Raw genomic sequence first — 13,817 nt, 5'->3', positions numbered from 1 at the left:
CCCTGAGGCGACGTCACGAACCCGTCGGTGTAGCCCGGATCGGCCGCGTCGAAGAGGCATGATTAACCGGTTGACCACCACTGGCCCATCTTGCTATGGTCTGCGTAACCGATTAACCACCCCGGGTTCATCGGAGACAGCGTCTCGCCGAGGAGTCATCCGCATGGACCAAAGAGGGTTCTTCCGACCGTCCGGAGCCTGGGTCGGTGACGTCATCCCGTGGCAGGAGGACGGCACGTTCCACCTCTTCTACCTCCACGAGTCCCGTCGCACGCCCAAGATCGGCATGCCGTGGCACCGGGTCGTCACCGATGACCTCGTCAGCTTCACCGAAACCGGCCCGGCGTTGGCCTCCGGGGGACCGGATGCCGACGACTTCAACGTCTACACCGGGAGCGTCGTCGTGGTCGACGGCATCCACCACGTCTTCTACACCGGACAGAATCCGGACGTCGTCGGGAACGACGGACTCCCCCTCCAGCTCGTGCTTCATGCGACGAGCACGGACGGCATGCGTACCTGGGAACGTCACCCGGAAGACACGTTCGGCGCCACGGCGGGTTACGAGACGGCCGATTGGCGCGACCCCTTCGTGTTCCGTGACGAGGAAGCCGGGTTGTGGCGCATGCTCGTGACCGCCCGGCACGCGCACGGCCCCGAGCGTCGCCGCGGTGTCATCGCGCAGTGCGTCTCGTACGACCTCCGGTCGTGGGAGCCGGCCGAGCCGTTCTGGGACCCCCGGCGTTACCTCGCGCACGAATGCCCGGAAGTGTTCGAATGGAACGGGTGGTGGTACCTGGTCTACTCGGAGTTCAGCGAGTCCTTCACCACGCGCTATCGCGTCTCGCGCAGCCTGAACGGCCCCTGGAACGTGCCCGAGAACGACACCCTCGACGGGCGGGCGTACTACGCGGCGAAATCGGCCGCGCGCGACGGACGCCGCTTCTTCTTCGGGTGGATCTCCTCGCGAGAGGGTTCCACCGACGACGGCGCTTGGCAATGGGCCGGTACCCTCTCCGTCCTGGAGGCGGAGCAGAATCCCGACGGCACGCTGCGTTTCCACCCTCCGCGCGAGCTGCTCGAGACCTTCGATCGCGGCGCCGGAGGACTGGCATCCGCGACCGTTCTGTCCGCACCCGACGGATATTCCGACCTCGTTCTCCCCGCGACGGCTCCCACCTCCTTCCGGGTGCAGGCGGAGTTCGACATCGCCCCGGACACCACCGAGTGCGGGCTGTTGCTGCGGGCGAGCGCTGACGGTGGGGAGGCTTACGTGCTGCGCCTCGAACCCCGTCGCAGCCGCCTCGTGTTCGATCGCTGGCCGCGCCGTCGCACCGGCGGTGAGCAGTGGCAGATCTCGGGCGACGTCCCGTTCGCCATCGAGCTCGAGCGGCCCGTGCTCCTGGAGCCCGGCCGGCATCGGCTCGACGTCGTCGTCGTCGACGACCTGTGCGTGGCGACCGTCGACGGTGCCGTGACCCTCAGTACACGGCTCTACGACCGCACCGAGGGAGCAGTCGGCGCCTTCGTCGGGGAGGGGACCGTCACCGTCCTCGAACTCGACGTGTACGCGCGGACCCCCGACGTGACCGACCCCCTGCACGACGACCTCCTGGTCGCGTCCTCCTGATCCGCTCTCCTCCTTCCCACCACCCGAACCACACATCAACGGAGATTCCTATGGTCAACCTCACGCGCACGGCATCCTGGGTCGCCCTCGCTGCCGCCACCGCCCTCGTCCTGTCGGGCTGCGGCGCTTCCAGCGGCGGCACGGACCCGACTGACGTCCACCCCGAGGGCGAGGTGAAGCCCCGCGAGATCTCGTGGCTCCTCTCGCGCCCCGCGGATGGCGGCGTCATCACCGCGATGCAGAAGGTCGCCGACGAATACGCCGCCGACCACCCGGGCTTCTCGCTCAACCTCATCACGACGCCCGACCGACCCAGCTACATCCAGAAGTACGAGACGCTCGCCGCAGCCAACAAACTGCCCGAACTCTTCGATACGGATGCCACCCCGTTCGCGCAGAAGCTCGCGCAGCAGGGTCGGATGATCGACGTGGACGCGCTGCTGAAGGACCTCGGCCTCGCCGACACCTACCGCGAAGCCGCTCTGAGCTATCAGCGCTTCGACGACGGCTCGCTGTACATGGTGCCCTTCGAGTTCCAGCTCGAGTTCTTCTGGTACAACCGTGATCTGCTCTCGCGGGCCGGAGTCCCTGTTCCGGCCACTCTCGACGACTTCGCGCCGATGTGTCAGGCGCTCCGCGCGAAGGGCATCACCCCGATCGCTCTGGACGGTGCCGACGGATGGCCCCTCGAGCGGTACATGGCGTACTACCCGTTCCGCCAGGTCGGCCCGGAGTACGTGCAGAAGCTCAAGACCGGCGAAGCGAAGTTCTCGGACGCCCCCGGCCTCGCCGCGGCCGAGTGGCTGTCCGGGCTGGGTAAGGCCGGCTGCTTCCAGGAGGGCTTCTCCTCCACCGGGTACGCCGACGCGCAGGCGCAGTTCACGTCCGGCAAGGCGGCCGTGTACAACATCGGCACGTGGGAACTCGGGAACCTGGCTACGGACAAGCTCGACGCGGGCGTCCGCGACAAGGTCGACTACTTCACGCTCCCCACGCTGCCCGGGGCGGCCACGGCCGACAACGAATACGTCACCCCGTCGGGAATCGGGATGGCCGTGAACACCGCCACGTACGACCCCCTGGTCCGGGACTTCCTGAAGTTCGCGCTCGAGCGCTACCCCGCTGAGGTCGCCGCATCCGGCGCGCTCTCGCCGACCACCGATGTCCAGACCACGATCCCGTCCAACGCGACGCCTCTGTACGATCGGGCGATCGCCCAATCCGGCGACGTGGGCACCAAGATCGCGATGCCGTGGGACACGCAGCTGGACCCCGCCACGAACACGCGTCTCCAGCAGGAGCTGACCCTGCTGGTTCAGGGCGACATCACGCCCGACGAGTTCGTGGGGACGATGGATGCCACCTTGAAGGAGAACGTCGGTGGCTGACGTCCTGACGTCCGGCCGGCCCCGGGTGACCGGGGCCGGCCGGCCCACCCGTCGGCGGCCCATGAGCACCTCGATGCTTCCCCGCCGGTCCGGCCTGGCCGTCGCCGTCTTCCTCGTGCCTCCGCTGCTCCTGTACGGGGCCGCCGTTCTGCTGCCGATCGTGCAGTCGCTCGTGCTGAGCCTCTTCTCGTGGGACGGCATCACCCGTCTGACCTTCGTGGGCCTGGACAACTACGTGAAGATGTTCACCCGCGACGACGTCTTCTGGACCGCGTTCGGCAATGCGCTCGGCTACCTCGCCATCTGCCTCGTCCTGCAACTCGGTGGAGCCCTGGCCGTCGCGGGTCTGCTCACCGCGCTGCCGCGCGCACGGGAGCTCGTCAAGACGCTGTACCTGCTCCCCGCCGTGATCTCCACGGTGGCCATCGCGTTCCTGTTCCTCCGGATCTACTCGCTCGAACCGGTGGGCCTGATCAACCAGCTGCTCGCCTTCGTCGGCCTCGACGGGCTGCAGACCGCGTGGTTGTCGAACCTCCAGACCGTGCTGGCCGCCGTGTCCATTCCCGAGGGGTGGCGCTTCACGGGCCTCTACATGCTCATCATCTACGCGGCGCTGATCGCCGTGCCGAAGGAGCTCGAGGAGGCCGCCCGGCTGGACGGCGCCTCGTGGTGGCAGACGTTCTGGCGCATCCGGTTCCCCTACATCCGTCCCGTCTGGATCACCACGACCGTGATGGCGACCACCTTCGCGCTGCGCGGATTCGACATCCCCTACCTCCTCACGAACGGCGGTCCGGGGCAGGCATCCGAGCTCCTGACGACGTACATGTACAAGACCGCCTTCGTGCACACCGACTACGGCTATGCCAGCGCCCTCTCCGTCTTCATCGTGGTGGAATGCCTCGTCGCGGTCGGGCTGATCTTCCTGCTCCTCCGTCGAAAGGACGCGTGATGACCGCGACTCTCGTCCCGGCGCCGGCGGCATCCGCCCCCCGGAATCCCGAGATCGAACCCCGGCCGGTGCACCACTCGCCGCGCCTGCGGGCCCAGCGCGCGCTTCTCACGGTCACCGTGATCCTGATCGTCGTCGTGCAGGTGTACCCGCTGCTGTGGCTCTTCCTCACCAGCTTCCGTACGGCCTCGGACTTCGCGGGCGGCGACCCGTTCGCCCTTCCGCGGGAGTGGACGCTCGACAATTACGCGCGTGCATTCGCGACGGGCAACCTCGCGCTGAACATCGGCAACAGCTTCATCGTCACCCTCGGCGCGAGCGCACTCATCGTCGTGGCGGGGATGATGGCCGCCTACGCCCTGCAGGTGCTCGGGTTCCGCTTCAGCGGGCTCGTCCGTGCGCTGTTCCTGCTCGGGATCATCGTGCCGGTGCAGATCGCGCTCGTCCCGCTCTTCATCGACTACTCGCAGGTGGGGTTGCTCGACACCCACCTGTCGATGATCCTGCCGCTGGCGGCGTTCTCGCTTCCGATGGGCGTCTACCTCTTCTCGTCGTTCTACGAGTACATCCCGCGAGAGTTGTACGAGGCGGCCTCGCTCGACGGTGCCGGTCCGTACCGGATCTTCCTGCAGATCACGGCGCCGCTGTCGGTGAACACCATCATCACCGTCGTGCTGGTCAACAGCATCTTCATCTGGAACGACTTCGTCTTCGCGAACACCTTCGTGCTGTCCGACGGACTGAAGACGATCCCGCTGGGCCTGCAAAACTACATCGGAGCGATGGGCAACACCGATTGGACAGCGACGTTCGCCGCCGTGTGCGTCACGGTGACGCCACTGCTGCTGGTCTTCCTGGTGCTGAACAAGGCGATGATCGCCGGCCTCGAGAGCGGAGCCACCAAGGGATGAACACGAGGATCCCCTCATGACCACCACCATGCGCGATGTCGCGAAGGCGGCCGGCGTCTCGGTCGCGACGGTGTCGCACGTCGTCAACGACAAGCCCGGCGCGCGCATCGGCGAGGATGCCCGGCGTCGCGTGCACGAGGCGATCGCGGCGCTCGGTTACCGTCCGAACGCTCTCGCCAAGACGCTCTCGGAGGGCAGTTCCCGCTTCATCGGTCTGGTGGCGGATGCCATCGCCACCACGCCCTTCGCCGGACAGATCATCCACGGCGCCCAGGACGAGGCGTGGCGTCACGGTTTCGTCCTTCTCGTGGCCAACACCGAGGGCAATGCCGCCGCCGAGAACGATGCGATCGCGATGATGCTGGAGCACCAGGTGCGCGGCATCCTGTACTCCACCTGGTACCACCGCGAGATCGAGGTCCCCCCGCCGCTGCAGCACACGGAGACGGTGCTGGTGAACTGCTTCGCCGGCGACGACTCGTTCCCGGCGGTGGTCCCCGACGAGGAGCAGGGCGGTCGGACGGCGACCGAGGAACTGCTCGCGGCCGGGCATCGCCGCATCGCCTTCCTGAACACCACGACGCCCTCGCCGGCCCGGGACGGACGGCTCGCCGGCTACCGGTCGGCACTGGAGGAGGCCGGAATCGCCTTCGACGCCGGGCTCGCCTTCGAGACCGCTCCCGACCAGGAGGGCGGATACGCGGCGGTCGACGGCGTGCTCGCCTCCGGCGCCACCGGGGTCTTCTGCCACAACGACCGGGTCGCGATGGGGTTGTACGACGGGCTCCGTGAACGCGGCCTGCGCATCCCCGACGACATGGCGGTCATGGGCTTCGACAACCAGGACGTCATCGCGGCGCATCTCCGACCGCCCCTGTCGACCGTCGCGCTGCCGCACTACGAGCTCGGCGCGGCCGGCGTGCGGACGCTCCTCGGACTCGATGCCCCGGCCGTGGGCGCTCGCCAGCTGGTCTCCTGCCCCTCCGTTCCCCGGGAGTCGCTGTGAACCTTCCCCGGCCGCGGTTCCACCTGGCCCCCGCCCGCAATTGGATGAACGACCCCAACGGTCTGGTCTTCGTCGACGATCGCTGGCACGCCTTCTTCCAGTACAACCCCGAGGGGAACGACTGGGGCAACATGAGCTGGGGACACGCGTCCAGCCGCGACCTCCTGCAGTGGGAAGAACATCCCGTTGCCCTGCCGCATCGACCCGGGGAGCAGATCTACTCGGGTTCGACCGTCATCGACGCCGACGGAACGCTCACGGCGTTCTACACGAGTGCCTACTCCCACGGCATCCAGGCGCAGTCCCGTGCGACGAGCGTCGACGGCGGCGAGACCTGGATCCCGGATGCCGACAACCCGGTGATCGACCGGGGGAGTTCCGACTTCCGCGACCCCAAGGTGGTGCGGCTCCCGCACGGCGGTTGGCTGATGCTGACCGTCGAAGCGGTCGAGCGGCGCGTGGTGTTCTTCACCTCCGACGACCTGCTCTCGTGGCGGGAGTCCGGATCCTTCGGCCCGATCGGTGTGGACGGCGTGGTGTGGGAGTGCCCCGACCTCGTTCACCTCCCTGTGGAAGGGCGGCCCGGCAGTCGGCGTTGGGTGCTGCTGCTGAGCACGAATCCCGTCGGGGAGGATCCCGACCCCGCCGGTTCCGCGATGCACTACGTGGTCGGCGACCTGATCGACGGTGCGTTCCGCGCGGATCACGACGCCCTCGTGCCCCTCGATCACGGTCGAGACCTGTACGCGGGCGTGACCTTCCACGATGCGCCTGACGGAGCGGCGGTCATGCTCGCCTGGATGAGCAACTGGCGCTACGCCCACGTCGTCCCGACGTCGCCGTGGCGGGGCGCGATGTCGATCCCGCGCACCCTCGGACTCCGTGACGTTGGCGGGGAGCTGCGTCTCGTGCAGCGACCGTCCGTCGACCTCCGCGACGATCGTGCGGACGCGGTCGAGGCTCCGGTCACGGTCGAGCCGCACGTCCTCGTGGACGTCCGGTGGGACCCGGCGGTGACCGGGTCCCTGCGACTGACCCTGGAGGGGGAGGGGGATGCCACGGTCGAAATCGTCCATGACCCCGCCGCCGGCACCCTGTCCGTGTCGAGGGACGGAACGGTTGCCCGATCCCTGCATCCCGACTTCGCGGGCACCCGGGTCGCCCCGCTTCTCGACGGCCGCACCGGCGTCCTCACCGCGATCCTCGACGGACCCCTCCTCGAGATCTTCGCCGACGACGGCGCGACCGTGCTCTCGCACCTCGTGACCCTCGGTTCAGGCCCGGTGACCGCCTCGACGCACGTTCCGACCGGGGCGGGTGCTCCCGGGGTGCGCCTCGTCGTCTCCGACGGCGTCGTCCAGAAGGGTCGGGCGGTTCCGGCGACCGTCTGATCCGACTCCGTCTCACCGCCGGGCCCCGGCGGACGGTATGTCATTCGAGATCCCCGCCGCGCGCTGTTGCAGGGCGCAGAAGCCGGGGCCAGATCGCTGAGTCGGTGCCGGGCTCTCCCGCGCGTGCCGCGCAACCTCAGCGATCCGCGCACCCTCAGTCCGATCGGGCCGGATTCCACTGAGCTTGTGCAGATCGCTGAGCCGGCGCCGCCCGACCCGGCGCCCACAGCCCCGCCCCACTCACCGCGCACCTAGAGTCGAGGCATGAGCGACGAGGACGTCGAGCTGGCGCAGCTGCGCGAGCGCGTGTACGGCGGGCGGGGGACTGCGCCCACCGCCGACGAGATCGCCCGGCTCAGCACGCTCGAGGATCAGATGCGCGCGGAGCCCGAACCGGACGCGCCCGCACCACCCACGCCACCCGCGCCCGACCAGCCGGTGGATGCCACCCCGCACAGGCCCCGTCCCGTCACCCGTGGCCTCCTCACCGCGCTCGCCGCGGTCGCCCTGGTCGGCCTCGGGGCCGCGATCGGCTTCGCCGCGGCCACTCAGCCCGCTCCCGCCGACGCGACGGCACCGGCCCTTCCCGAGCTCGCGTTCGCGCAGACCGCGGAGGACGTCATCTCCGGCGACATCCTGTCCGACAGCGGCATCGACCCGGCGAGCATCCGCTACATCGCAACGATCCGCGACTTCCGCATCTACCTCGCCGTCCCCGACGACGGCGACGGGGAATGCATCGCGGTCTTCACCTCCACCGAGAACCGGCCCTGGTCGGCGGGGTGCGCGAGCGGCGGCCGGCCCGGGGCCGCGGTGTTCGGCGTGGACGAGAAGCTCACCGTCGCCATCGGCGACCCGGCCGACGACGCCGTCGCGGGGACTCCCGTCCGGCTGTCCGAGAGCGTCACGGCCTATGTGAGGCAGAACTAGAGAAGGGCACGACCATGTTCCACTCCGAAGGGGCGTTCTCCGGATTCGCCGTCGACGACCTCGACGCCGCCCACCGCTTCTACGCCGACACCCTCGGCCTTCGTGTAGAGGTGCTCGAGGGATCCGGGTTCCTCCGCCTCCACCTGGCATCCGGGGGGATCGTCCTCGTGTACGGCAAGCCGCACCACGTCCCGGCGTCGTTCACGGTGCTGAACTTCCCGGTCTCCGACGTCGAGGCCGCCGTCGACGACCTGCGCTCGCGCGGCGTCGAGACGAAGATCTACGACGACGCCGACTTCCCCACCGACTCGCGCGGCATCATGCGCGAGGGCGGCCCGCTGATCGCGTGGTTCCGCGACCCGGCCGGCAACGTCCTCGCGGTCCTCGAGGAATGAGAAGCGGGATGGATGCCAGAAGCCATGGCATCCATCCCGCCGGTGACCGGGCCCGAGCCGGTCAGCCCCGCAGCGCTTCTGCCAGCTTGACGCGGGCCCCCATGCGCAGCAGGGAGTTCTGGTAGATCCGGGCGGCGACGGCGATCGCTCCGACGCAGGATGCCATGAGGATCAGCAGCGAGAGCACGGGCTCCCACCACTGGGCGTCGCCGAGGTAGAGGCGCAGCGGCATCCCGACGGGCGCCGAGAACGGCACGTACGACATGATCGTCAGCACGACGGGGTTGTCGTTGAAGAAGATCACGAGGAAGTACGGCGCCATGATGAGCATGGTGATCGGCGTGGTGGTCGCGCCGATGTCTTCCTGACGCGAGACCATCGCGGCCGCGGCGGCGAACAGCGACGCCAGCAGCACGAATCCGAAGAGGAAGAAGATCGCGAACCAGGCGATCGGTGCGCCCAGGGCGCCCAGCACCCCGACCTGGTCCGTGACCGCGAGGCCGATCACTGCGACCGCCGCCAGCAGCACGATCTGGGCCATCGCGAGGACCGTGTTGCCCAGCACCTTGCCCGCCAGCAGCGCCCGAACGGGGATGGCGGAGATCAGGATCTCCACGACCCGCGTCTGCTTCTCCTCGACGACGCTCTGCGCGATCGTGCCGCCGAACGTGCTCGCGGCGATGAGGAAGACGATGCCGAAGCCGAGCGCGATGAAGTAGCGGAGCGCGTCGGCGGCACCCGCACCGGGCTCGATCGTCTCGACCTCCGGGGTCTCGCTCAGCATCTGCAGGAGCGCGGGCGGAACCGAGTCCTTCACCACGACGGTGTAGTCGAACGCGGGGTTCGACGATCCGGACACCAGGGCGGCATCCACGGTCCCGTTCTCGACGAGCGCACGCGCCGCGTCATCCGAGTCGGCGACCGTCGCGTCCACGCCCTCGACCCCCGACAGGGCGGTCTGCGTCTGGTTCGTGACAGCGACCGGGATGCCACTGCCTCCGGCGTCGCGGGCGGCGAAACCGCCCCACAGCACCGACGCGAGAGCCGCGACGACGAGGATCGCCGTCGAGATCACGAAGGCCTTGCTGCGCAGCTTCGAGCCGATCTCGCGCTCGGCCACGAGCCACACGCTCTGGAGCTCGCTCGGGGCGGGGCGCGGCGTCGTTGCGGTGCTCACTGGATGACCTCCTTGAAGATGTCGGCGAGGGTGGGTCGCTGCGGCGCGAAGCTCGCCACGTCGCCGCGAGCGACAGCCGCGCGCAGTACGGCCTGGGCCGCAGTGTCATCGGCGGCGTCGAACACGGCGTACCCGCCGTCGAAGTCGACCACCGTGATGCCGGGCTGATCGCGGAGCCAACCCGCGTCGCCGCCCGAGAGCAGTTCGTACCGGTGCGTCGCGTGCTGCGCGCGGAGGTCCTCGCGGCTGCCGGCCGCGCGGATCGTGCCGGCGGCGATGATCACCAGGTCGTCGCACAGTCGTTCGACGACGTCGAGCTGGTGCGAGGAGAACAGCACCGCGGTGCCCGTCGCCGCCTTCTCCTGCAGCACGCCGGCGACGACGTCGACCGCGAGCGGGTCGAGGCCCGAGAACGGCTCGTCGAGGATCAGGACATCGGGCTCGTGCACGAGCGACGCGGCGATCTGCGCGCGCTGCTGGTTGCCGAGCGACAGCGTCTCGACCAGGTCGTTCAGGCGTTCGCCGAGACCGAGCCGCCGAAGCAGCGCCGTCGCCTTCGCGGTGGCCTCGGCCTTGCTGAAACCGTGCAGCCGGGCCAGGTACGCGATGTGTTCGACGACCTTCATCTTCGGATAGAGGCCGCGCTCCTCGGGCATGTAGCCGAAGCGCCGCCGGTCGGCCGCCGTGAGCGGCGTGCCGTCGAGCGCGACCGTGCCCGCGTCCTTGCCGAGGACGCCGAGTGCGATGCGCATGGTCGTGGTCTTCCCCGCGCCGTTGCCGCCGACGAAGCCCGTCAGTCGTCCCGGAGCCACGGTGAAACTCACGTCGTCGAGCACGCGGCGACCGCCGTAGCTCTTGGTGATGCCGTCCAGTTCGAGCACGCTCCACCCCTTTCTGGTGATGGCATCCACGCTACGGACGAGGGTGGGGCGTGGCATCCGTCCGGGGGAGGGTTCCGGGACTCCACCGCGCGGGGGAGCTCGGCGCCACGCGGGGCGTCAGGTCAGGCCGTGGCGGTGGGCGAGCACCACGGCCTGGACGCGGTCGCGCGCGCCGAGCTTCTGCAGCACGTTCGACACGTGGGTCTTGACCGTGGCCTCGCCGATGAAGAGCCGCGCGGCGATCTCGGCGTTGCTCAAGGCCTCGGCGACGAGCCTCAGCACCTCGGCCTCGCGGTCGGTGAGGGGCTCCGCGAGGACGAGCGGCTCCACCGCGGGCGACGGCGGGACGACATCGCCGGAGTGCCCGGCGAACCGCGCGATGACGCGGCGCGTCACCTCGGGCGCGAGGAGGGCATCGCCCGCGCCGACCACCCGCACCGCGCCTACGAGCTCTTCGGGTCCGGCGTTCTTGAGCAGGAACCCGCTCGCCCCCGCCCCCAGCGCGTCGAAGAGGTAGTCGTCGCGGTCGAACGTCGTCACGATGAGCACCGCCGCGTCGGATTCCGGGTCGGCGATGATGCGTCGGGTGGCCTCGAGGCCGTCCATGTCGGGCATCTGCACGTCCATGCAGATCACGTCGGGCCGCAGGCGCGCGGCCGCGGCGATCGCCTCGACACCCGTGCCGGCTTCGCCGACCACCTCGATGTCGTGCTCGAGCGACAGGATCGTGCGGAACCCCGCCCGCATCATCGCGTGGTCGTCGACGAGCAGCACGCGCAGGTCAGGCATGCACGACCTCGCTCTCGACGAGGGGCACGCGCACCCGCACGAGGTACCCGCCGCGGGAACGCGGACCCATCTCGATGCTGCCGCCCGACACCGCCGCGCGCTCCCGCATCCCGAGCTGCCCGAGCCCCGGGGTCGCCGACCCGCGCCGGCCGGTGTTGGTCACCTCGAGCTCGACCGACGTGTCGTCGAACCGGACGCGCACGTCGGCCGTGGCATCCGGCCCCGCGTGCCGGCGGGCGTTGGTCAGCGCCTCCTGCGCGATCCGGAACAGGTTCACCTGCACGAGCGGCGGCGGCTCGACCGCCGGCTCACCGATCACGGCGAACGTCGTCGGAAGCCCCGCTGCCGAGGCCTCCGCGACGAGGGAGGGGAGGGATGCCAGACCGTGCGTCGTCGGAGCGGTGTCGGTGCTCGGCTCCTCGCCGTGGGTGGCATCCGGGGTCCGGAGGGTCTCGAGCAGCTGCCGCAGCTCTTTCAGCGACGTCCGCGCGGATTCCTCGATGCCGCTCAGCACGCGCCGCGAGGTGTCGGGGTCGCGCTCGAGCACGGAACGGGCGACACCCGCCTGCACGCCCATGAGCGAGACGTGGTGCGCGACGACGTCGTGCAGTTCGCGCGCGATCCGCACGCGGTCGAGCGCGACCGCCTGGGCCGCCGTGATCTCGCGCTCGGCTTCGAGCTCGGCGGTGCGCTCCTCGAGCGCGATGCGCTGCAGACGCTGCTGGTGCGAGCGCTCGCCGAAGAAGTACGCGCCGCCGAAGAACAGGGCGTTGATCCCCAGCGTCAGCAACTGCGCCGCGACGAAGGGCGAGAAGGCTCCGGTGCGCGACGGGAAGCCCTCGGGCACCTGGTCGACCGGCATCGTGGCGTCCTGGAACATCACGACGAACAGCCACGCGAACATGCCGAGGATGATGGCCACCCGCACGATCGTGGCGCGGCGCCGGTTCGTCGACCACGCCCCGACCGTGTAGATCGCGATGAACATCGCGATGTTGCCCGCGTACACCTCCGGGACGCGCAACGTGACGGCGACGAAGTACGCCACCGAGACGATCACGGTCACGATCGACGGCCAGAGCCGGCGGAAGGCGAGCGGTACGGCCAGCACCGTGACGTACACGACCGCGAGGATGAACTCGGCCTGCTGGTCGCCGTAGATCCCCGCGACCGCGGACAGCACCGCGCTCAGGAGCCCCCCGACGAACAGCACCGCCGCGAGGACGACGTCGCTGCGCCACTGCGCGCGCGTGAGGTTCGGCATCCCTCCACGGTAGGGGGGACCCCCGACACTCGGCATCCCCCTTCGGACGGAGTCAACCCCCGCGGGGAACAGGCCGCGGAACGCAACAGTTGCACGGGAATGCATACGGGCGCCCCCGCGTCTCCGTCATCCCAGGAAGGATCATCGTGACCGACCACACCATCGGCTACATCGTCGGAAGCATCTCCAGCACCTCGATCAATCGCCGCCTGGCGAAAGCCCTCGAGAAGGTCGCGCCCGAGGGCGTGACGCTGAAGGAGATCCCGATCAAGGACCTCCCGTTCTATTCGCCCGACTACGACGGGAACTTCCCGCCGGTCGCGACGGACTTCAAGAACGCGATCGAGGATGCCGACGGCGTCATCATCGTGACCCCCGAGTACAGCCGCTCCATCCCCGGTGTGCTGAAGAACGCGCTGGACTGGTCGGCGCGTCCCTACGGTGAGGCGTCCTTCAACGACAAGCCCACCGCGGTCGTCGGCACTTCCCAGGGCGGTATCGCCACCGCCGCCGGTCAGCAGCACCTGCGCTCGGTCCTCCTGCACTACAACGCGCTCGTGCTCGGACAGCCCGAGGGCTACATCCAGTCGACGCCCGGCCTGTTCGGCGAGGACGGCACCGTCAACGACGAGGGCACGGCAGCGTTCCTCCGCTCGATCATCGAGGCGCTCGTGACGCTCGTCGAGCGCACGGCTCCCGCGGCGGTTCCGGCGGTCTGACGCTCCGCACGTCGGGGTCGGGCTTGGCTCCGGCCCCGACGTCGCGCGCAAAGTTCGCAGATTCGGCGGTTCTTCGCAGATTTCCGGCCGAATCCTGCGAAGAACGGGGAAATCTGCGACGTTTGCGCGCGTCGCCCCGCGCAGCCTCAGCCGCCCAGCGCCTGCGCCTTCCGGCGCAGCAGCGCCGCCTCGCGGGCGTTGCGGGTGAGGCCCGCGGCCTCGAGCAGCTGCGCGCGGGCGTCCTCGACGCGGCCCAGGCGCGCGAGCAGTTCGCCGCGCACGGACGGTCGGTTTCGTCCTCCCCCTTCGCACCCGCTGAGTCGACCTCAGCTCGACTCCCCCTCGACGCCCGTGGTAGGGCACTTCAGCAGAACGGAAACGTGC

General features: G+C 69.5%; 14 protein-coding genes. 9 read left to right on the top strand and 5 right to left on the bottom strand.

The features are described from left to right. Positions 1–163 precede the first annotated feature (163 nt). From I5G_RS22495 to I5G_RS13435, 8 genes are all read left to right on the top strand, one after another. A complete protein-coding gene (locus I5G_RS22495) occupies positions 164–1,630 on the top strand; it encodes a glycoside hydrolase family 32 protein (RefSeq protein ID WP_022879524.1) in 1,467 nt (488 codons plus the stop codon). 50 nt (positions 1,631–1,680) lie between these two features. Continuing rightward, positions 1,681–3,018, top strand: a complete 1,338-nt coding sequence (locus I5G_RS13465) for an ABC transporter substrate-binding protein (protein WP_022879523.1) — start codon at positions 1,681–1,683, stop codon at positions 3,016–3,018. 73 nt (positions 3,019–3,091) lie between these two features. Next, positions 3,092–3,970 carry a carbohydrate ABC transporter permease gene (locus I5G_RS13460; protein ID WP_026095925.1) on the top strand — a complete coding sequence of 293 codons (879 nt, stop codon included), beginning with the start codon at positions 3,092–3,094 and terminating at the stop codon, positions 3,968–3,970. Beyond that, a complete protein-coding gene (locus tag I5G_RS13455; protein ID WP_022879521.1) occupies positions 3,970–4,881 on the top strand; it encodes a carbohydrate ABC transporter permease in 912 nt (303 codons plus the stop codon). Before I5G_RS13460 ends, I5G_RS13455 begins: the two co-directional genes overlap by 1 nt. Positions 4,882–4,897: 16 nt before the next feature. Further along, entirely contained in the window at positions 4,898–5,887 is a 990-nt protein-coding gene (locus I5G_RS13450) for a LacI family DNA-binding transcriptional regulator (protein WP_022879520.1), read from the top strand. After that, complete coding sequence (locus tag I5G_RS22490; RefSeq protein ID WP_022879519.1) at positions 5,884–7,278, top strand: glycoside hydrolase family 32 protein; 1,395 nt, start codon at positions 5,884–5,886, stop codon at positions 7,276–7,278. Before I5G_RS13450 ends, I5G_RS22490 begins: the two co-directional genes overlap by 4 nt. Before the next feature lie 264 nt (positions 7,279–7,542). Further along, a complete protein-coding gene (locus I5G_RS13440) occupies positions 7,543–8,208 on the top strand; it encodes a hypothetical protein (protein ID WP_022879518.1) in 666 nt (221 codons plus the stop codon). Positions 8,209–8,222: 14 nt separating this feature from the next. Next, on the top strand, positions 8,223–8,603 hold the full coding sequence (locus I5G_RS13435) for a VOC family protein (RefSeq protein ID WP_022879517.1): 381 nt from the start codon (positions 8,223–8,225) through the stop codon (positions 8,601–8,603). A gap of 61 nt (positions 8,604–8,664) precedes the next feature. Here the strand turns inward: I5G_RS13435 and I5G_RS13430 are convergent, their stop codons facing one another. The 4 genes from I5G_RS13430 to I5G_RS13415 all read right to left on the bottom strand — a co-directional run bounded on the left by I5G_RS13430 (position 8,665) and on the right by I5G_RS13415 (position 12,714). Further along, positions 8,665–9,780, bottom strand: a complete 1,116-nt coding sequence (locus I5G_RS13430; protein WP_022879516.1) for an ABC transporter permease — start codon at positions 9,778–9,780, stop codon at positions 8,665–8,667. After that, the gene (locus I5G_RS13425) at positions 9,777–10,661 is read right to left on the bottom strand and encodes an ABC transporter ATP-binding protein (RefSeq protein WP_022879515.1); all 885 of its coding nucleotides are present in this window, start codon (positions 10,659–10,661) and stop codon (positions 9,777–9,779) included. Before I5G_RS13425 ends, I5G_RS13430 begins: the two co-directional genes overlap by 4 nt. 117 nt (positions 10,662–10,778) lie before the next feature. Then, positions 10,779–11,450 carry a response regulator transcription factor gene (locus I5G_RS13420; protein WP_022879514.1) on the bottom strand — a complete coding sequence of 224 codons (672 nt, stop codon included), beginning with the start codon at positions 11,448–11,450 and terminating at the stop codon, positions 10,779–10,781. Further along, positions 11,443–12,714, bottom strand: a complete 1,272-nt coding sequence (locus I5G_RS13415; protein ID WP_022879513.1) for a sensor histidine kinase — start codon at positions 12,712–12,714, stop codon at positions 11,443–11,445. Before I5G_RS13415 ends, I5G_RS13420 begins: the two co-directional genes overlap by 8 nt. A gap of 146 nt (positions 12,715–12,860) precedes the next feature. On the opposite strand from I5G_RS13415, the gene I5G_RS13410 reads away from it, so the two are divergent. Continuing rightward, entirely contained in the window at positions 12,861–13,433 is a 573-nt protein-coding gene (locus I5G_RS13410) for an NADPH-dependent FMN reductase (RefSeq protein WP_022879512.1), read from the top strand. 146 nt (positions 13,434–13,579) lie between these two features. Here the strand turns inward: I5G_RS13410 and I5G_RS26545 are convergent, their stop codons facing one another. After that, positions 13,580–13,714, bottom strand: a complete 135-nt coding sequence (locus I5G_RS26545) for a hypothetical protein (RefSeq protein ID WP_022879511.1) — start codon at positions 13,712–13,714, stop codon at positions 13,580–13,582. Between the last annotated feature and the right edge of the window lie 103 nt (positions 13,715–13,817).

The sequence above is a fragment of the Microbacterium sp. B19 genome (genome assembly GCF_000333395.1).
In the GTDB taxonomy this organism is placed as follows: domain Bacteria; phylum Actinomycetota; class Actinomycetes; order Actinomycetales; family Microbacteriaceae; genus Microbacterium.
Note: the sequence above shows the minus strand (reverse complement) of the source record. Positions and strands in the feature narration are given on the sequence as shown.